Here is a 16,851-nt window from a genome sequence, read left to right as displayed (position 1 = left end):
CTAAGAACGCGTCATGTTCAAGTCCGTCCTGGTCGCCAATCGCGGCGAAATCGCCTGTCGTGTCTTCCGCACCGCCAAGCGGATGGGGTTACGCACCATCGCCGTCTATTCCGAGGCCGACGCCCAGGCCCTGCATGTGCGCGAAGCCGACGAGGCGGTGCGGATCGGGCCGGCGGCGGCGCGCGAATCCTATCTGGACGGCGCCAAGGTGCTGGCGGCGGCCAAGGCGACGGGGGCCGAGGCGATCCATCCCGGTTACGGATTCCTGAGCGAAAACGCGGACTTTGCGGAAGCTGTTGCAGCGGCGGGGCTGATCTGGATCGGGCCGGACCCGGCCTCGATCCGGGCCATGGGGCTGAAGGATGCGGCCAAGGAACTGATGATCCAGGCCGGGGTGCCGGTGACGCCGGGCTATCAGGGCGCGGACCAGTCGGAAGCGACCCTGACGGCCGAGGCGGCGCGGATCGGCTATCCGGTGCTGATCAAGGCGGTGGCGGGCGGCGGCGGCAAGGGGATGAAACGGGTCGATGATCCGGCCGATTTCGCCGCCGGTCTGGCCAGCGCCAAGCGCGAGGGGGCCGCGGCCTTCGGCGACGACCGGGTGCTGATCGAACGCTACATCACCCGCCCGCGCCATATCGAGGTGCAGGTGTTCGGGGATCGGCACGGGGATGTCGTGCATCTGTATGAGCGGGAATGTTCGCTGCAACGCCGCCACCAGAAGGTGATCGAAGAGGCGCCGGCGCCGGGCATGAGCGAGGCCGTGCGGGCCGCCGTGACGGGCGCGGCGATCAAGGCGGCCAAGGCGGTCAACTATGTCGGGGCCGGGACCATCGAATTCATCGCCGACGCCTCGGACGGGCTGAAGGCGGACGGGATCTGGTTCATGGAGATGAACACCCGGCTGCAGGTCGAGCATCCGGTGACGGAAAGCGTGACCGGCGTCGATCTGGTCGAATGGCAGTTCCGCGTGGCGGCGGGCGAGCCCCTGCCGCTGAAGCAGGATCAGATCAAGCTGAACGGCTGGGCCATGGAGGCGCGCCTCTATGCCGAGGATCCGGCGAACGGTTTCCTGCCGTCGATCGGGCGGCTGGAGCATTTCGTCATGCCGGACGGAATTCGCGTCGATACCGGCGTGGAACAGGGCGGCGAGGTCAGCCAGTTCTACGATCCGATGATCGCCAAGCTGATCGTGCATGAGGACACGCGCGAGGCGGCGGCGGCGCGGCTGGCCGAGGCGGCGGGCGAGGTCGAGGTCTGGCCGGTCAAGACCAATGCGGGCTTCCTGAAACGCTGTTTGGACCATCCGCGCTTCGTGACGGGGGATGTGGATACGGGGTTCATCGCGGCGGAGGAGGCGGCGCTGCAGCCGGTCGAGACCGCCGAGGCGACGCTGGCGGCCCTGACCCTGATCGCGGAGGCGGCGAGCGATGGAGAGGCGGCCGGGTCTGACCGGTTCAGCCCCTGGGGCGGCCAGCCGGGCCTGTCGTATGGGGTTCGTCTGAACGCGCCCGCTCAGACGATGGTCTGGGCGCATGTGGACGGCCGGGGCGTGTCTGGGGCCGTGACCCCGGTCGAGGCGGGATGGCGCGGCGCCGAGGGAAGGACGGCCCAGATCGGATTCGACCAGGTGCAGGCCGGGGAGGCGCTGTTCGGCTATCAGGTGATCGATGACGGCTTCGTCCTGTTCGTGGACGGCGAGGCGCGCCGGGTGACTCCGCATCGCGCCGCCGTGGGCTCAGGCGCCGGAGCGGTCTCCGACGGCGCCCTTCGCGCCCCCATGCCCGGCAAGATCGTCGCCGTACCCGCGAAGGCGGGTGACGTCGTCGCCAAGGGCCAGCCCGTCGTGGTGCTGGAGGCGATGAAGATGGAGCATGCCCTGACGGCGCCCTTCGACGGGGTCGTCGAGCATGTGGCGGCTGTGGGCGATCAGGTGGTCGAGGCGGCGGTTCTGGCGGTGGTGAAGGCGGCGGACTAAAGCCCGATGCCGCCGAGAGGCCGCGTCTGGATCGAGTCGTCCATCTTGGCCATCAGGCCGTAGATGGGGCGCCAGGCGCCGCTTTGACGCAGATCCTCGCTCCAGGACAGATGGGTCGGCTGATCGGCCCAGACCTCCGTGACCCAGAGGACGTCGGCGTCGACCAGATCGTGCGCGACGATATAGGAATGACAGCCGTGCTTCCTGACGGCGGGGTCCATCAGGAGCAGAGCGAGTTCGTCGCGGCGACCCGGGTATGCGGTCAGGCGCGTGATCAATCCGTACATACTGGTTCCGTGGCGTCCGGTAGCGCGCGGGCCATGATCCGGCTTCGTCGTTAAAGAATCTGGCCAAGGCGGATAAGGGCGACTACGTGGGCGCCATGCCGCTTCACATGATCAAACTGGGCGTCGGGGTTCCCGACGTCGACTGGCTGGAGGCCCGTGCGGCCAAGGGCGGGCCGCTGGTGGTCCATACCCGGATGACGCCGAAACGCGCGCCCGAGATCGAGGACGGCGGGTCGCTGTACTGGGTGGTCAAGGGCGTGATCGTCTGCCGCCAGCGCGTGCTCGACATCGCCACCCTGGGCGAGGGCAAGCAGAGCCGGTGCGAGATCACGCTGGAGCCCAAGGTCGTTCGCACGGCGCCAATGGCGCGCCGGCCTTTCCAGGGCTGGCGCTATTTCGAGCCCAAGGACGCGCCGGTCGATCTGACCGACCTCGACGCGGGCGAGGCGCCGGAGGAACTGGTGCGCCAGCTTCGCGAACTGGGCGCCTGGTAGGCCAGAGCCACACGGTTTTTGGGTGTTGACCGGGGCGGTCGGGCGTGGCCTGTGCCGGCTCCGATGATCGCGCTCAGTTTCCAGACCCGTTCCGCCTTTCGCGACCTGCTGCACCTGGCATGGCCGGTGATCCTGGCGCGGATCGGCATCATGACCATGGGGCTGACGGACGCCATCGTGGTGGGGAATTTCTCCAGCAAGGAACTGGCCTTCCATTCGCTGGCCTGGGCGCCGACCTCGATCGTGGTGACGACGGCGGTGGGCCTGATGCTGGGCGTGCAGGTGATGACCGCGCGGATGCTGGGCGAGGGACGTCGGCACGCGGTCGGGTCTGTGCTGCGGCGGGGCATGACCTATTCGCTGCAGATCGGGGTGGTGTCGATGATCGCCCTGATCGCCGTGGGGCCGTGGGGCCTGGGCAAGATCGGGCTGGAGGACGGACTGGCCGAGGGGGCGGGGCCGGCCCTGGTGGTCTTCGCCCTGTCCATGCCCTTCTATCTGATCTCGGTGACGGGCCAGTTCTTCCTGGAGGCCCTGGGACGGCCCAAGCCCGGCATGGTGGCCATGTGGATCGCCAACGGGGTCAATCTGGCGCTCAATATCGTGCTGGTGCCGGACCTGCTGGGCATCGGCTTCGACGGCGCCTTCGCCTCGGCCTGGGCGACGTTCGGGGCGCGGGCGGCGCTGGCGATCTTCCTGGTGGTCTATATCCTGCGCCTGCCCGAGGCGCGGGCGCTGGGTATCTTCGACAAGCCCGAACGCGACCCCAAGGCGGCGCGTGAACAGGTCAAGGTAGGGCTGGGCGCCGGCGCGTCCTATTTCATCGAGGTCGGGGCCTTTTCCGGCTTCACCTTCTTCGCCGGTCAGATCGGCGCCGCGGAGACGGCGGCCTGGGCGGTGGTGCTGAACGTCTCGGCCATCGTCTTCATGCTGCCCATGGGGCTGTCGTCGGCGACGGCGGTGCTGGTGGGGCGCAGCTATGGCGCCGGCGACGGGCGAGGGGTGTTGCGGGCGGGCCTGGTCGGGCTGGGGGTGGTCAGCGCCATGACCTTCATCGTCGCCCTGCTGGTGTGGCCCAGCGCGCATCTGATCGTGGGCGCCTACAATCGCGATCCGGTCCTGCTGGCCATCGCCGCCCCGGCCCTGGTGCTGGCGACCCTGTTCTTCGTCGCGGACGGAATCCAGGTGGTGGCGGCCCAGGCGAACCGGGCGGCGGGCGACGTCTGGTGGCCCACGATCATGCATTTCGTGGCCTATGGGGCGGTGATGATGCCGTTGGGCTGGATTCTGGCGCACCGGATGGGCGTGGACGGTCTGGTGTGGGCGGTGGTGATCGCCAGCCTGGCCTCGTCTGTCCTGCTGACCGGGCGGTTCGTCAGGGTGGCGCGGCGCCTGCCATAGAATCTCCGCCCCCATGTAGGGGAGGGAGAGGTGACGTCGCCGCTTCCGCTCTCTATATCCCTGCGCTTCCCCGAACTCCTGGACGATCATGGCCCGCATCCTCATCACCTCGGCGCTGCCCTACATCAACGGCATCAAGCACCTGGGGAATCTGGCGGGCTCGATGTTGCCGGCCGACGTCTGGGCGCGGTTCAAGCGGGCCCAAGTTCTTCCTGATGGAAGCCGGCATGAGGTCCTCTACATCTGCGCCACCGACGAGCACGGCACCCCGGCCGAGCTGGCCGCCGCCGCCGCCGGCCAGGACGTGCGCACCTATTGCGACGAGCAGCACGAGATCCAGAAGGCCGCGGGTCAGGCCTTCGGCCTGAGCTACGACTGGTTCGGCCGGTCGTCCAACCCGCAGAACCATCGCCTGACCCAGCATTTCGCCGAGGCCCTGGAGAAGAACGGCCTGATCGAGGAGCGGGTGGATCGGATGATCTATTCGATCGACGACGCCCGCTTTCTGCCCGATCGCTATGTCGAGGGCACCTGCCCGCACTGCGGCCATGTCGGCGCGCGTGGCGACCAGTGCGACAACTGCGGCCGGCTGCTGGACCCGACCGATCTGATCGATCCCTATTCGTCGGTGTCGGGCTCCAAGAACCTGGAGGTGCGCGACACCCGCCACCTTTACTTGCTCCAGACCAGGATCGAGCCCCAGATCCGCGCCTGGGTGGACGGCAAGACCGGCTGGCAGGTGCTGGCCAAGTCCATCGCCTACAAGCATCTGGACGAGGGGCTGATCGACCGGGGCATCACCCGCGATCTGGCCTGGGGCGTGCCGGTGCTGAAGGACGGCTTCCCGCGTCCGGGCATGGAGGACAAGGTCTTCTACGTCTGGTTCGACGCCCCCATCGAATATATCGCCGCGACCGAGGAATGGGCCGAGGCGACCGGTGGGTCTTGGCGCGACTGGTGGCGTCTGGACGAGGGGGCCGAGGACGTCCGCTATGTCCAGTTCATGGGCAAGGACAATGTCGCCTTCCACACCGTCAGCTTCCCGGCGACCATCATCGGCTCGGGCGAGCCGTGGAAGACGGTGGACCAGCTAAAGGCCTTCAACTGGCTGAACTGGTACGGCGGCAAGTTCTCGACCAGCCAGAAACGCGGCGTCTTCATGGACCAGGCGCTGGAGCTGCTGCCGGCCGACTACTGGCGCTGGCGCCTGACGGCCTATGGGCCGGAACACGCGGATTCGGCCTTCACCTGGGAGGATTTCCAGGCCTCGACCAACAAGGACCTAGCCGATGTGCTGGGGAATTTCGTCAACCGGATCGTCAAATTCGCCGAGTCCAAGTTCGACGGCGTCGTGCCCGAGGGCGGCGAGGCGGGTCCGGTCGAGATCCAGCTGGAAGCCGACATCAAGGCGGGAATCGCCGAGGCGACCGAACAGTTCGAGGCCATGGAGTTCCGCAAGGCCGCGTCCGCGCTGCGCGCCGTCTGGGTGCTGGGCAACGAATATCTGCAGGTCGCGGCGCCCTGGACGGCGTTGAAGACCGACCGCGACCGCGCGGCGGTGGGTGTGCGGACCGGGCTAAATCTGGTGGCCCTGTTCGCGCGTCTGGCGGCGCCGATCCTGCCCTTCTCGGCCGAGAAGATCGCGGCGTCGGTCGGGTCCAGCGACCTGAGCTGGCCCGGGGCTGACGAGGATGTGCTGAACAGCCTGGCCGTCGGTCAGGCCGTGGCGGCCCAGGGCGTTCTGTTCGCCAAGATCGAGGACGCCCAGGTGGCCGAATGGTCCGCACGGTTCGGCGGGGCGGACTAAGCCGAACGGCCGGTTCCCCCTGAAGGCAGGGACAACGGATTAAACTCTACGCTTGAGCGCCCTGGGGGCGGCGCAAAGCCGCGCCCGGTCAGGCGTCGTCGCGCGCGCAGAAATGGTCGTACAGCACGGCCATGATCTGGATCGTCGCGGGATGGGCGATGAAATAGGTCAGGGTGCGGTGGTCGCGGCGGAAATCCACCACCCCCTCGTCCTTCAGCTTGGACAGATGCTGCGACATGGAGGCGGGCGCCACGCCCGTTTCGGCGATCAGGGCCGAGACGTTCCGCTCGCCCTGGGCCAGGGCGCACAGGATCATCAGCCGGTGCGGATTGGCCAGACCCTTCAGAAAGGCGGAGGCGTCGTCCACGCGCTGCGGAAGCGCGTGGGACAATTTCACCGTCATGGCGTCTTTACATTCCATGCTCGTCTCATATCGTAAAAATATGAATTGAGAAGGAGGCTGTCATGGCCAAGGACTATGCGGCGCTGACCCGCGACATCTCGACCTACATCGGCGAACTGCGCCGGCTGCAGCCGGGGCCGATGCAGGCCTTTTCGGAACTGGCGAAGTCGGCGACGGCCGAAGGGGCGCTGGACAAGAAGACCAAGGAACTGATCGCCCTGTCCATCGGGGTGACGCAGCGGTGCGACGGCTGCATCGGCTTTCACGCCAAGGCGCTGAAGGATCTGGGAGCCACGCGCGACGAGATCGCCGAGGCCATGGCGATGTGCGTCTATATGGGCGGCGGGCCGGCCCTGATGTACGCGGCCGACGCCCTGAGGGCGTTCGACCAGTATTCCGAAGCGGCCTAGGCCTCGACGATCGGCAGACCGGCGGCGCGCCAGTCCTGGATGCCGCCGGTCAGGTTGAACAGGGGCTGGCCTTCGGGGCCGGTCGGGCCGACGAAGGCGCAGACCTGGTGACTGCGGCCGCCGCGCAGGCACATGACGATGATCCTGCGATCCGCCGGGAGGTCCAGCGCCTCCCAGGCGGCGGGCATGGCGCTGAGGGGGGCCAGAAACGCGCCGTCGATGCGGGCGGCGGCGAACTCGTCCGCCTCACGCACGTCGATCAGAACGGCCTCGCCCGCGCGCAGCCAGGCGGCGGCCGTTTCGACATCGACCGTGGCGACGGTCATGGCGCGGGCGTCGGCGCCGGCGCGGCGGGTTCGGCCGGGGCCGGGGTCGGGCTGGTCTCGGTGCGCTTCTGGCCCAGGTGTTTGGCGGCTTCCTCGGGACTGATCTCGATGAAGGCCGGGGCGGAGGCGTTGAACTCATCCATATTGCCGGTGCGGACCACCACCTGGCGGGCGCCGTCCCAGATCATGTGGAGGGCGACATACAGGACCACGACAAGGCCGATATAGCCGATCCAGCGGAAACGGTGCAGCAGTTTGGCGATGAAGGTCGCCGCCACCCCCATCAGGGCGATGGACAGGATCAGGCCGAAGACCATGATCCACGGATGTTCATGAGCGGCGCCGGCGACGGCCAGCACATTGTCCAGCGACATGGTGATGTCGGCGACCATGATCTGGAGCAGGGCGGCGCCGAACGACTTGCGCTTGAGCCCCAGTTCTTCGGGCGAGGGGCCGGTACCGTGCTCGATGCTCATGGCGAGCTCGAGCTCCTTCTCCGCCTCGGCCTGGTCGTGGGTGCGCTGCTCCTGCAGTTCGCGCCACATCTTCCAGCAGACCCACAGCAGCAGCAGACCGCCGGCCAGCAGCAGGCCGACCAGGGCCAGAAGCTGGACCGTGATCAGGGCGAAGCCGATGCGCATGACGACGGCGGCGGCCAGACCGATCAGAATGGCCTTCTTGCGCTGATCCTGGGGCAGGGCGGCGGCGGCCAGGCCCACGGCGACGGCGTTGTCGCCGGCGAGGACCAGGTCCATCAGCAGGACCTGGCCCAGCGCCGTGGCCTGACTGGCGAGTTCGGGAGACGAGAGAAATTCCATGTCCGCTCCTTAACGCCGGTGCGGCCGTCTGTCAGCCGCGTTGCGCGCGCGTCGCCTCATAAAGCGCGACGGCGGCCGCATTGGAGACGTTCAGGCTCTCGAATCCGCCGGGCATGGGGATCTTAGCCAGGACATCGCAGTGTTCGGCGACCAGTCGGCGGATGCCGTCGCCTTCGGACCCCATGACCAGAACGGTCGGCTGGCGGTTCAGCGCCTCTTCCAGCGTCTGTTCGCCGGCGCCGTCCAGGCCGACGGCGCGCCAGCCCAGATCGGCCAGCCGCTCCAGGGCGCGCGACAGATTGGTCACGCGCGCATGGGGCAGGCGTTCGGTCGCGCCGACCGCCGCCTTGGCCAGGGCGCCGGCCAGGGCGGGGGCGTGGCGGTCCTGGACGACGATGCCCCGCGCGCCGAAGGCCAGGGCCGAGCGGAAGATGGCGCCCACGTTCTGGGGATCCGTCAGCTGGTCCAGCATGACGATGACGCCCTGGGCCGGTTCGGCCAGCTCTTCCAGCGAAACGCCCTCCAGCGGCTGAACCTTGAAGGCCAGGCCCTGGTGGACCGCGCCGGCCGGCAGCATCCGGGTCAGGGCCTGAACCTCGACGACCTCGATCTTGTGGCCGTGGGCCAGTTGGCCCTGTTCGATCTCGGCGGCGCGCTCGGCCGTGGCCAGCAACCGGCCCATGCCGCGACGCGCGGGATTCGCCAGCGCGGCCAGGACCGGATGACGGCCCCAGAGAAAATTATCGGCGTCGGACTTGCTCCGGTCCGCCGGACGGGGCGCGCGAGGGGGCTCCTCGCGGCTGGAAAAGCCTTGTGCGACGGGCTTTTGCCCCTTTTCGCGCGGGCCGGAAGACCGGTTTCCGAAGACCGGTTTTTTACCGCTTTTACGGTCGTTGCGTTCTGTTTTCGACGACACTATAAGACGCCCTCCGATTTGGAGCCCCAAGGGCTTTCGGGTCTGGGCGCCCCCTCTATCCTAGAGGAGGCGACAAGCCGAAGGCTTTTGTTTCGTCCCGCTTGATTAAGGGCGGAACGAGGGGTCCATCGGTTCGACAAGGCGCGCTGGGGGAATGTCCCGAGTGGCAAAGGGGGGGGACTGTAAATCCCCTGCGTAAGCTTCGAAGGTTCGAGTCCTTCTTCCCCCACCACGCGCCTTGACGGATACGATGGATCAGGACGACGGAGAGGAACCGGCTGCGGCGTTCCCCAAGAACTTCCGCAGTCTCCGCGCGGGTATAGCACAATGGTAGTGCAGCAGCCTTCCAAGCTGAGGATGTCGGTTCGATCCCGTCTACCCGCTCCAGGTTTTTTGATCAGCATCGCGCCCCTCAACCCGGGCCATCAGGAGTTTGGCCATGGCCAAGGAAAAGTTCGAACGCACGAAGCCGCACTGCAACATCGGCACGATCGGCCACGTTGACCACGGCAAGACGACGCTGACGGCGGCGATCACGATGACGCTGGCGAAGGCCGGCGGCGCCAAGGCGATGGCCTATGCGGACATCGACGCTGCGCCGGAAGAAAAGGCGCGCGGCATCACGATCAACACGGCGCACGTGGAATATGAGACGGCCAACCGTCACTACGCCCACGTCGACTGCCCCGGCCACGCCGACTATGTGAAGAACATGATCACCGGCGCGGCGCAGATGGACGGCGCGATCCTGGTGGTTTCGGCCGCTGACGGCCCGATGCCGCAGACCCGCGAGCACATCCTGCTGGCCCGTCAGGTCGGCGTGCCGGCCCTGGTGGTCTTCATGAACAAGGTCGACCTGGTCGACGACGAAGAACTGCTCGAGCTGGTCGAGATGGAAGTGCGCGAGCTGCTCTCGTCGTACCAGTTCCCGGGCGACGATATTCCGATCACCAAGGGTTCGGCCAAGGCCGCGACCGACGGCGTGAACCCGGAAATCGGCGAACAGCGCGTTCTGGCCCTGATGGAAACCGTCGACGCCTACATCCCGCAGCCGGAACGTCCGGTCGACCTGCCCTTCCTGATGCCGGTCGAAGACGTCTTCTCGATCTCGGGCCGCGGCACCGTGGTCACGGGCCGCGTCGAAAAGGGCATCGTCAAGGTCGGTGAAGAAGTCGAGATCGTCGGCATCCGTCCGGTCCAGAAGACGACCTGCACCGGCGTCGAAATGTTCCGCAAGCTGCTGGACCAGGGTCAGGCGGGCGACAACGTCGGCGTTCTGCTGCGCGGCACCAAGCGCGAAGACGTCGAGCGCGGTCAGGTTCTGTGCAAGCCGGGTTCGATCACCCCGCACACCAAGTTCCTGGCTGAAGCCTATATCCTGACCAAGGAAGAAGGCGGCCGTCACACCCCGTTCTTCACCAACTATCGCCCGCAGTTCTACTTCCGCACGACCGACGTGACCGGCATCGTGCAGCTGAAGGAAGGCGTCGAAATGATCATGCCCGGCGACAACGCCGAGCTGAACGTCGAACTGATCACCCCGATCGCCATGGACCAGGGCCTGCGCTTCGCCATCCGTGAAGGCGGCCGCACCGTCGGCGCCGGCGTCGTCGCCAAGATCATCGAGTAATCATTCTTTTGGCCTAACGCGCTCACGCGCTACTTGAGGCCAGACGGATGTCGTCGCGTAACAGAACGGCCCCCGGAGCGATCCGGGGGCCGTTTTGCTGTGGGGCGGGGGCTGGCGGCTTTGGCGCGGCCGACGCGCGAATCAGGACGCGGGCTGGTCCTTCGCCCCGTAGCGCATCCGACTCAGGGCGTCGCTCACCCTGCGGAACGGCGCCTCGAAATCCTTGCCGGCCTTCCATTTCTCGAAGGCCATGACGTTTTCGATTCGGCGGGCGACGAAGGCCTCGGCCGGCGCGCGACCGTCGAACCAGCGCATCGTCAGGGCGGGGATCAGGATGCCCGACAGGATGGTGCGCTTGGAATAGTGGTTCCAGTCCGTGGTCTCGTCGCCAGCCCAGCGCCACAGGTGGTCGGCGCTCTCCCAGGCCAGTTTCAGCCCCAGGTCGGCGTTGGTCGGCAAGGCCAGGAAGGCGGCGCAGCGACGGGTCGCCTCCAGGTCGGCGGCGCCGGCCTCCATCCGCTCGGACACGGCGCGGGCGATTCTCTCACGTATCTTCAAGGACTTGGCGTCGACTACGGCCAGGGCCTCAAGCGCACGGGCGTCATGGCGGCGCGAGAGCAGGGCGGCCAGATCGCGCGCGCCATTGGGCAGAAGCAGTTCCTCGTCGCCGCGCGACAGGCCGCAGGCCTCGCAGGCTTCCCGCACCAGACGGGCGTTCCAGCCCAGGGCGGGGGCGCGCGCGACGGCCGCATCCAGCACGGTCTGTTCGGTCCGGTCGGCCCAATCGTCGTTCTGTGTCATGGGCGGATCATACGCCCGTCTCATCGGGCTTTCGAGCCTCGAAGAATGGTTGCGACGAACTGGACAGAATGGGGCGGCTCGTGTATCAGCGCGCCTTCATCCGGGAGCCCGACTTTCGGAAGACAATTTTATTTTGTTCGCCCGTCTCCCTCACAGGACGCGGCGGGCGGCCAAAGGAGAGTTCAACCTGGTACAGATTTTCGTTCGCGATAATAACGTCGATCAAGCGCTGAAAGCCCTCAAGAAGAAGATGCAACGCGAAGGCAGCTTCCGTGAAATGAAGCGCCACGTGCATTACGAAAAGCCGTCGGAAAAGCGCGCCCGTCAAAAGGCCGAAGCTGTCCGCCGCGCCCGTAAGCTGGCCCGCAAGCGCGCTCAGCGCGAAGGTCTGCTGCCCCCGCCGAAGCCGCGGGTTCCCGGCCCCGGCGCCGCTGGCGGCAGCCGCTAAGGCTCAGGCCAAAAGATTCGAGGCCGCCTCCGCAAGGAGGCGGCCTTTTTCTTTGTCTCCTCCCTGCGAAGCGGGGAGGAGACCGCGTCTCGCCCTCATCCCCGGCCGGTGATCGCCCGGCCGAAGGTCTTCCAGCTCAGTTTGACGTCCGACAGGGCGCCGGCCCGGAAGGCGCGGCCGGCGATCCAGACCATCAGGGCGGCGGTGGCGAACATGCCGATCAGGGTCAGGACGATCTCGACCAGAGGCGGATCGCTGGGCGCGCGGGCGCTCATCAGGAAGGGGGTGAAGAAGGGAATCCACGACAGGACCTTGACCACCGGCGCGTCGGGACTGGTCAGGGCCATCTGCATGACCAGCATGGGCACGACCAGGATCATCATGATCGGTCCCATCAGGGTCTGGGCGTCGCGCGGCGTCTCGCAGAAGGCGCCGATGGCCGCGAACAGCACCGCGTACATCAGATAGCCGCCGACCATATAGGCGATGAAATAGAAGACCAGGCCGTCGTGCATCAGCACCTGTCCGACCGTCGCCGCCGTCTGGGGCGAGGCGGACAGCAGGCCGAACGTTCCGATCCCGCCCCAGACCACCAGCACGCTGAGGGTCAGCATCGCCACGCCCAGCACCTTGCCGGTCAGGATTTCGGTCGCCGAGGCCGACGACAGCAGGACCTCCAGGATCTTGTTCGACTTCTCCTCCATCACGCTGTTCAGCAGGATGGAGGCCCCGGTGATGACCAGGGACCATAGCAGGAAGCCGGCGGCCAGGCCGATGAAGGAGGGGATGCGGTCGCGCATCGAGACCTCGCCCCCGCTGGCGGCGTTGGGCGAGAAGGCCTTCACCTCGGGGCGGAAGCTCTGCACCTCCTGGGCCACGGCCGGGGCGACCCCGGCGGCGGTCAGCAGTTCTGTGCGGCGGGCGTCGCGCAGGGCGCCGCGAATGAAGCCGGAGACGTCGTTGTCATTGGCGCGGCCGGTCCAGACCTGGGCGGCGGGCTTGCCGTCGACGCGGCTCAGGAAGACGACCGCGTCCAGGCGGCGGTCCTTGGGCGTCTCCTTGTCCAGGGCCGTCTTGATGGCGGCGTCGCGGGCCGGGCCGGTCGCCTCGGCGATGGCGGGCGGCGGGGCGACCAGGCGGATCTTGGGACCGCTGATGGAGGCGACGGCGCGGCCGGCGCCGGCCTGTCCCTTTTCGGCGGCTTCGCGCAGACGCTCGTTCTGACGGTCCAGATCGGACTGGAGAGAGGCGCGCACGGCGGCGGCCAGGCCCGTGGCGGTCGGACCGTCCTCGACGACGGCCACGGCCTTGATCGGTTCGGCCGACTGGATCAGCAGGGGAATGCCGCCGCCCAGCACGGCGAACAACGGCAAGGCCAGCAGCGACAGCCAGAAGCCCACGGTCTTGGCGTAGGCGACATATTCGCGTCGGGCGATCAGCAGGGTGCGCTTCATTGGACCGCCTCCGAAGGGGTGACGGCTTGATCGGGATGGTCCCCGGTCAGGCCGATGAAGGCGTCGTGCAGGGTCGGCTCCTTCAGGGCGAAGCCGCGCACGTCCAGCCCGTTCAGGAAGGCCGCCTTCAGCGTCTCCTGGCCGCCGGCGCCGGGCGCCAGGGCGATCTTCAGCCGTCGCACCCCGTCCTGGTCGGACAGGGTCTCGACCCCCGCCACGCCGGGCAGGGCCGCCGCCGCCTCGGGCGTGATGGCGCCGTCCAGATCAAGAAAGCGCGGCGAGGTGGCCTTGGCCTCGTCCACCGAACCCTCGAAGGCCTTCTTGCCCCGGGCCAGCAGCACGACCTTGTCGCACAGCCGTTCGGCGTGCTGCATCACATGGGTGGAGAACAGGACGGTCGCCCCGTCGGCCGCCAGTCCCCGGATCATCTCTTCCAGTCCTTGCTGGTTCATCGGGTCCAGACCCGAGAAGGGCTCGTCCAGGATGACGAACTCGGGCTTGTGGACCACAGCGGCGATCAGCTGGACCTTCTGGGCCATCCCCTTGGACAGCTCCTTCATCTTCTTCTTCTGCGCCGCGCCCAGGCCCTGCTGCTCCAGCAACAGTTTCGCGCGCTTCTTGCCATCGTTCATCGGCAGGCCCTTCAGGGCGCCGAAGAAGGCGATGGCCTCGACCGGGGTCATCTTCTTGTAGAGGCCGCGCTCCTCGGGCAGGAAGCCGATCCGGTCACGCACGAACCGCCCATTGGGCGCGCCCAGAATATCGATCCGCCCCGCGCTCGCCTCCTGCAGCCCCAGGATCATCCGCAGGGTCGAGGTCTTGCCCGCCCCGTTCGGGCCCAGAAAGCCGCAGATCGAGCCCTTGGGCACCTGAAAACTGAGATCGCGCACGGCGTCGAACCCGCCATACCGCTTGCTTAGGCTCTCCAGCGTCAACGCCGCCGTCATCTCGTCTCCCCCCACAGTTGCAGTCAGCCTAGCAAGGCCGAAGCGGTTCAGGCCAGCCGCTTCGCCGTCGCGCCCCTACTTCAGGACGGGCAGGTCGATATAGGAGGCGTCCTCGCCCGCGTGGTGGAGGGCGTTGTCGGCGATCACGCCCTGGGTTTCCGTCTCGTTTGGGCCGCCCGTATTCAGGTTGCGGACGAACTTCGGGAAGTTGGAGCTGGTCACCTCCACGCGGATCCGGTGGCCGGGCTGGAAGGTGTTGCTGACCGTCATCGGCGTGGGCTGCACCGTCGCCACCTGTCCGGGGACCAGGGGCGTCGGCCGCGCATAGCCGTCGCGGTAGCGCGCCCGCATGATGGTGTCGCCCAGGATATAGGCCGTCCCGTCCGGCGCCACGTCCACCAGCTTGACGGCGAAGTCGGTGTCCTGCGCCGACGACGAGACTTTCAGCACCGCATCGATGAAGCCGGTCACCTGCATCGGCGCGGTCAACGGCTCGGACGTATAGACCAGCACGTCGTTGCGCGCCTCGATCGGGCGCTGGTCGAAGGCGCCGGCCGTGACCAGGCCGCCGTTGCAGCAGTCGCCGCCGCCGATGGTCTGGACCGGGTTCATCGGATCATAGCGATAGCGGTCCGCCGCTTCGCCGACGGGCGGCGCTTCGAGGCTGAGCCGGCCATCCCCGTTCAGGCTGTTGGCCTCGCCGGCCGAGCGCAGATACATCCGCACCGTCTCGACCCCCTGCGGCGGCCACTGGGCGGCGGTGCGCCACCTGTTTTCGCCCATGTTGAAATACTGGACATGCGGGGTGGTGGCGGGGAAGGCGCGGGCCTCGCCCTTCAGCCAGCGGTCGAACCAGGCGGCGACCAGGGCGTCGCTGTCAAAGCTGGCGTCGCCCAGGTCCCGGTCGCCGGAGCGGAAGTTCGGCCCCAGGCCGCCGAAGGCGCAGTGGTTGTTCGGCCCGACCACCATATACTGGTTCTCGGCCGCCTCGCGGTCCTGAGTGGTGGAACGGGCGTGGTTGAACAGCTCCATGTTCGGTCCGATGGACACGTCGTACCAGCTGTTGAACCACAGCGACGGCACGCCCCAGCCCATGTCGTCATGATACAGGCCCCCTTCGCGCCAGGCTGGATCGTCCGGCGTCCGCGCGATCAACGCCTCGAAGGTCGCCGGCGGCTCGCCTAGGTCCTTCATCATCTCGTTGACGGGCAGGTGGCGGATCTGGCTGGGCCAGTTCACGTCCGGCTTCTCGGCGTCCAGATCGTTGTAGCGGACGATCCGGGCGCGGGTTTCCTGATCGATATCGCCGGGGATCTGGGCCCGCTGCGGATTGTCCACGCCGTACAGCCAGACGAAGAACAGGTTGCGGGGCACGCCGCCGGTGTACCAGTTGCCCTGTTCCTGGAACCGGCCGACCTTGCCGATGCCCGCGCCAGACGCTTGGGGGACCATGGCGGCGTGGGCCGGGTGGTTCTGGGCGGCCAGGGCCAGCTGCCACTCGGCCGAGGAGGAACAGCCGAGGGTGCCGACCTTGCCGTTCGACCAGGGCTGGGCCGCGATCCAGGTCAGGGCGTCATAGCCGTCGGTCTGGGGATAGCCCAGGATTTCGTAATCGCCCTGCGAGAAGTAGCGCCCCCGTTCGTTCTGCATCACCAGGGCGTAGCCCCGGCTGACCCAGGTCAGGGCGCTACGCGTCGTGCGGGCGTTATTGGCCAGTTCGTTATAGGGCGTCCTGACGAAGACGGTGGGCAGGGGCCCCTTGGCGCCCTTGGGCCGATAGATGTTGGTCGCCAGGCCCACCCCGTCCCGCATCGGAACCATCACCGCCATCTCGACATCGGCGATGCGGGACAGTTCGGACTGGGCCGCCGCGTCGCTGTAGCGGTTGTAGTTCTGGGCCGAGGCGGCGATGGGGGCGGCTGACAAGGCGGCCGCGACAACGGCGGCGACAAATCTGTTCATATCCAGTCCCTCCACAGAAAGGGGAGGTTAGGACGATCTCGGCCCGCGTCGCAACGGATTGCTCAGGCCTTGGCCTTCACCGCCACGTCGAAATGTCGGCCCATGACCTTGGTCGGGTTCACCTGGCCGCCGTTGCGGCGGACCTCGAAATGAAGGTGGGGACCGGTGGAATAGCCGGTGGAGCCGACAAGGCCGATGCGCTGGCCGGGCGTGACCGCGTCGCCGCTGGCCACGTCGATGCGGCTGAGATGGCCATAGACGGTGCTGAGGCCGTTGGGGTGGCGGACTTCGATGAAGTTGCCGTAGCCGCCGGCGTCATAGCCGGTGCGGACGATCCGGCCTTCTGCGGCGGTGAAGACGGTCGTTCCCTTGGGCGCGGCGATGTCGACGCCCTTGTGGGCGCGGGCGCGGGCCTCGATCGCCAGTTTGCGCAGGCCGTAGGGCGAGTTGATCGCATAGCCGCGCACCGGGGCCGAGAAGACGATCTGGCGCATCACCGGACCGGGCGCCTCGACCTGGGCCTTGACCGGCGGGGCCACGGGGGCGGCGGCCAGGGCGGGCGGCGGGGTCTCGCGCGTCACGCCGGGGGCGGCGGCGGCGGCCAGCACGGCCACGGCGGCGAAGGCGACCGTCTGGCCGGAGTGGATCAGAAGGCTCTTGCAGCGCGCCAGGGGCGCGTCGGTCAGCAGGCGTCGCATTCGGCGGCGTCTCCAGCGTATTCACGCTCTGGATTTGAAGGCGCGGCGGCGCGGTCTCGCGGCGGCCGTCC

At 67.7% G+C, this 16,851-nt stretch carries 17 protein-coding genes and 2 tRNA genes; 9 read left to right on the top strand and 10 right to left on the bottom strand.

What is annotated here, in order from left to right:
• Positions 1–13 precede the first annotated feature (13 nt).
• On the top strand, positions 14–1,978 hold the full coding sequence (locus tag AC1RSI_RS06380; RefSeq protein WP_154727032.1) for an acetyl/propionyl/methylcrotonyl-CoA carboxylase subunit alpha: 1,965 nt from the start codon (positions 14–16) through the stop codon (positions 1,976–1,978).
• On the opposite strand, the gene AC1RSI_RS06375 is transcribed toward AC1RSI_RS06380, so the two are convergent.
• A complete protein-coding gene (locus AC1RSI_RS06375; protein WP_008259000.1) occupies positions 1,975–2,265 on the bottom strand; it encodes a putative quinol monooxygenase in 291 nt (96 codons plus the stop codon). The genes AC1RSI_RS06380 and AC1RSI_RS06375 overlap by 4 nt on opposite strands.
• A gap of 95 nt (positions 2,266–2,360) precedes the next feature.
• Between AC1RSI_RS06375 and AC1RSI_RS06370 the strand changes: the two genes are divergently transcribed.
• The 3 genes from AC1RSI_RS06370 (at position 2,361) to metG (ending at position 5,967) form a co-directional block, all read left to right on the top strand.
• Positions 2,361–2,759, top strand: a complete 399-nt coding sequence (locus AC1RSI_RS06370) for a DUF1489 family protein (RefSeq protein WP_035311052.1) — start codon at positions 2,361–2,363, stop codon at positions 2,757–2,759.
• Between the two features lie 63 nt (positions 2,760–2,822).
• Positions 2,823–4,160 carry an MATE family efflux transporter gene (locus AC1RSI_RS06365; RefSeq protein WP_008261423.1) on the top strand — a complete coding sequence of 446 codons (1,338 nt, stop codon included), beginning with the start codon at positions 2,823–2,825 and terminating at the stop codon, positions 4,158–4,160.
• A gap of 88 nt (positions 4,161–4,248) precedes the next feature.
• Positions 4,249–5,967 carry a methionine--tRNA ligase gene (gene metG, locus AC1RSI_RS06360; protein WP_154726769.1) on the top strand — a complete coding sequence of 573 codons (1,719 nt, stop codon included), beginning with the start codon at positions 4,249–4,251 and terminating at the stop codon, positions 5,965–5,967.
• A gap of 88 nt (positions 5,968–6,055) precedes the next feature.
• Here metG and AC1RSI_RS06355 read toward each other — a convergent pair whose 3' ends face one another.
• Positions 6,056–6,388: an ArsR/SmtB family transcription factor gene (locus tag AC1RSI_RS06355; RefSeq protein WP_230307715.1), complete on the bottom strand. Its 333-nt coding sequence runs from the start codon at positions 6,386–6,388 to the stop codon at positions 6,056–6,058.
• Between the two features lie 44 nt (positions 6,389–6,432).
• Between AC1RSI_RS06355 and AC1RSI_RS06350 the strand changes: the two genes are divergently transcribed.
• Positions 6,433–6,780 (top strand): carboxymuconolactone decarboxylase family protein, encoded by a 348-nt coding sequence (locus tag AC1RSI_RS06350; RefSeq protein WP_008258902.1) that lies wholly within the window; start codon positions 6,433–6,435, stop codon positions 6,778–6,780.
• On the opposite strand, the gene AC1RSI_RS06345 is transcribed toward AC1RSI_RS06350, so the two are convergent.
• Genes AC1RSI_RS06345 through rlmB form a run of 3 tightly spaced genes read right to left on the bottom strand, consistent with a single transcriptional unit; the run spans position 6,777 to position 8,840 of the window.
• Positions 6,777–7,106: a rhodanese-like domain-containing protein gene (locus AC1RSI_RS06345; RefSeq protein WP_035310737.1), complete on the bottom strand. Its 330-nt coding sequence runs from the start codon at positions 7,104–7,106 to the stop codon at positions 6,777–6,779. The two genes, AC1RSI_RS06350 and AC1RSI_RS06345, sit on opposite strands and share 4 nt — an antisense overlap.
• Entirely contained in the window at positions 7,103–7,924 is an 822-nt protein-coding gene (locus AC1RSI_RS06340; protein WP_035310739.1) for a TerC family protein, read from the bottom strand. Before AC1RSI_RS06340 ends, AC1RSI_RS06345 begins: the two co-directional genes overlap by 4 nt.
• A 31-nt stretch (positions 7,925–7,955) precedes the next feature.
• Positions 7,956–8,840, bottom strand: coding sequence for a 23S rRNA (guanosine(2251)-2'-O)-methyltransferase RlmB (gene rlmB / locus AC1RSI_RS06335; protein WP_081836260.1), 885 nt, complete (start codon positions 8,838–8,840; stop codon positions 7,956–7,958).
• 148 nt (positions 8,841–8,988) lie between these two features.
• Here rlmB and AC1RSI_RS06330 point away from each other — a divergent pair.
• The 3 genes from AC1RSI_RS06330 to tuf all read left to right on the top strand — a co-directional run bounded on the left by AC1RSI_RS06330 (position 8,989) and on the right by tuf (position 10,470).
• Positions 8,989–9,072: transfer RNA gene (locus AC1RSI_RS06330), tRNA-Tyr, on the top strand.
• An 81-nt stretch (positions 9,073–9,153) separates the two neighbouring features.
• Positions 9,154–9,227 (top strand) — tRNA-Gly (locus AC1RSI_RS06325).
• A gap of 52 nt (positions 9,228–9,279) precedes the next feature.
• Positions 9,280–10,470, top strand: coding sequence for an elongation factor Tu (gene tuf, locus AC1RSI_RS06320; RefSeq protein ID WP_008260274.1), 1,191 nt, complete (start codon positions 9,280–9,282; stop codon positions 10,468–10,470).
• A 141-nt stretch (positions 10,471–10,611) separates the two neighbouring features.
• Here the strand turns inward: tuf and AC1RSI_RS06315 are convergent, their stop codons facing one another.
• Complete coding sequence (locus AC1RSI_RS06315; RefSeq protein WP_035310687.1) at positions 10,612–11,271, bottom strand: COQ9 family protein; 660 nt, start codon at positions 11,269–11,271, stop codon at positions 10,612–10,614.
• A 187-nt stretch (positions 11,272–11,458) separates the two neighbouring features.
• Here AC1RSI_RS06315 and rpsU point away from each other — a divergent pair, with 187 nt between their 5' ends.
• Entirely contained in the window at positions 11,459–11,719 is a 261-nt protein-coding gene (rpsU, locus tag AC1RSI_RS06310) for a 30S ribosomal protein S21 (RefSeq protein ID WP_035310689.1), read from the top strand.
• 95 nt (positions 11,720–11,814) lie between these two features.
• Here rpsU and AC1RSI_RS06305 read toward each other — a convergent pair whose 3' ends face one another.
• The 4 genes from AC1RSI_RS06305 to AC1RSI_RS06290 all read right to left on the bottom strand — a co-directional run bounded on the left by AC1RSI_RS06305 (position 11,815) and on the right by AC1RSI_RS06290 (position 16,780).
• Positions 11,815–13,173 carry an ABC transporter permease gene (locus tag AC1RSI_RS06305; protein WP_008260990.1) on the bottom strand — a complete coding sequence of 453 codons (1,359 nt, stop codon included), beginning with the start codon at positions 13,171–13,173 and terminating at the stop codon, positions 11,815–11,817.
• Positions 13,170–14,120 (bottom strand): ABC transporter ATP-binding protein, encoded by a 951-nt coding sequence (locus AC1RSI_RS06300; protein ID WP_154726768.1) that lies wholly within the window; start codon positions 14,118–14,120, stop codon positions 13,170–13,172. The genes AC1RSI_RS06305 and AC1RSI_RS06300 overlap by 4 nt, the downstream gene beginning before the upstream one ends.
• 75 nt (positions 14,121–14,195) lie before the next feature.
• On the bottom strand, positions 14,196–16,082 hold the full coding sequence (locus AC1RSI_RS06295) for a CocE/NonD family hydrolase (RefSeq protein ID WP_154726767.1): 1,887 nt from the start codon (positions 16,080–16,082) through the stop codon (positions 14,196–14,198).
• A 62-nt stretch (positions 16,083–16,144) separates the two neighbouring features.
• Complete coding sequence (locus AC1RSI_RS06290; protein WP_008262584.1) at positions 16,145–16,780, bottom strand: M23 family metallopeptidase; 636 nt, start codon at positions 16,778–16,780, stop codon at positions 16,145–16,147.
• Positions 16,781–16,851 lie beyond the last annotated feature (71 nt).

This window comes from Brevundimonas sp. GW821-FHT10E09 (genome assembly GCF_058809375.1).
The sequence above is the reverse complement of the archived record's forward strand: the minus strand, read 5'-3'. Positions and strand labels throughout refer to the sequence as shown.

Bases quoted from the DNA above. Each gene is read 5' to 3' on its own strand.
- AC1RSI_RS06380 (WP_154727032.1), top strand. From the start codon at position 14: ATGTTCAAGTCCGTCCTGGTCGCCAATCGCGGCGAAATCGCCTGTCGT.
- AC1RSI_RS06375 (WP_008259000.1), bottom strand. From the start codon at position 2,265: ATGTACGGATTGATCACGCGCCTGACCGCATACCCGGGTCGCCGCGAC.
- AC1RSI_RS06370 (WP_035311052.1), top strand. From the start codon at position 2,361: ATGCCGCTTCACATGATCAAACTGGGCGTCGGGGTTCCCGACGTCGAC.
- AC1RSI_RS06365 (WP_008261423.1), top strand. From the start codon at position 2,823: ATGATCGCGCTCAGTTTCCAGACCCGTTCCGCCTTTCGCGACCTGCTG.
- metG (WP_154726769.1), top strand. From the start codon at position 4,249: ATGGCCCGCATCCTCATCACCTCGGCGCTGCCCTACATCAACGGCATC.
- AC1RSI_RS06355 (WP_230307715.1), bottom strand. From the start codon at position 6,388: ATGGAATGTAAAGACGCCATGACGGTGAAATTGTCCCACGCGCTTCCG.
- AC1RSI_RS06350 (WP_008258902.1), top strand. From the start codon at position 6,433: ATGGCCAAGGACTATGCGGCGCTGACCCGCGACATCTCGACCTACATC.
- AC1RSI_RS06345 (WP_035310737.1), bottom strand. From the start codon at position 7,106: ATGACCGTCGCCACGGTCGATGTCGAAACGGCCGCCGCCTGGCTGCGC.
- AC1RSI_RS06340 (WP_035310739.1), bottom strand. From the start codon at position 7,924: ATGGAATTTCTCTCGTCTCCCGAACTCGCCAGTCAGGCCACGGCGCTG.
- tuf (WP_008260274.1), top strand. From the start codon at position 9,280: ATGGCCAAGGAAAAGTTCGAACGCACGAAGCCGCACTGCAACATCGGC.
- AC1RSI_RS06315 (WP_035310687.1), bottom strand. From the start codon at position 11,271: ATGACACAGAACGACGATTGGGCCGACCGGACCGAACAGACCGTGCTG.
- AC1RSI_RS06305 (WP_008260990.1), bottom strand. From the start codon at position 13,173: ATGAAGCGCACCCTGCTGATCGCCCGACGCGAATATGTCGCCTACGCC.
- AC1RSI_RS06300 (WP_154726768.1), bottom strand. From the start codon at position 14,120: ATGACGGCGGCGTTGACGCTGGAGAGCCTAAGCAAGCGGTATGGCGGG.
- AC1RSI_RS06295 (WP_154726767.1), bottom strand. From the start codon at position 16,082: ATGAACAGATTTGTCGCCGCCGTTGTCGCGGCCGCCTTGTCAGCCGCC.
- AC1RSI_RS06290 (WP_008262584.1), bottom strand. From the start codon at position 16,780: ATGCGACGCCTGCTGACCGACGCGCCCCTGGCGCGCTGCAAGAGCCTT.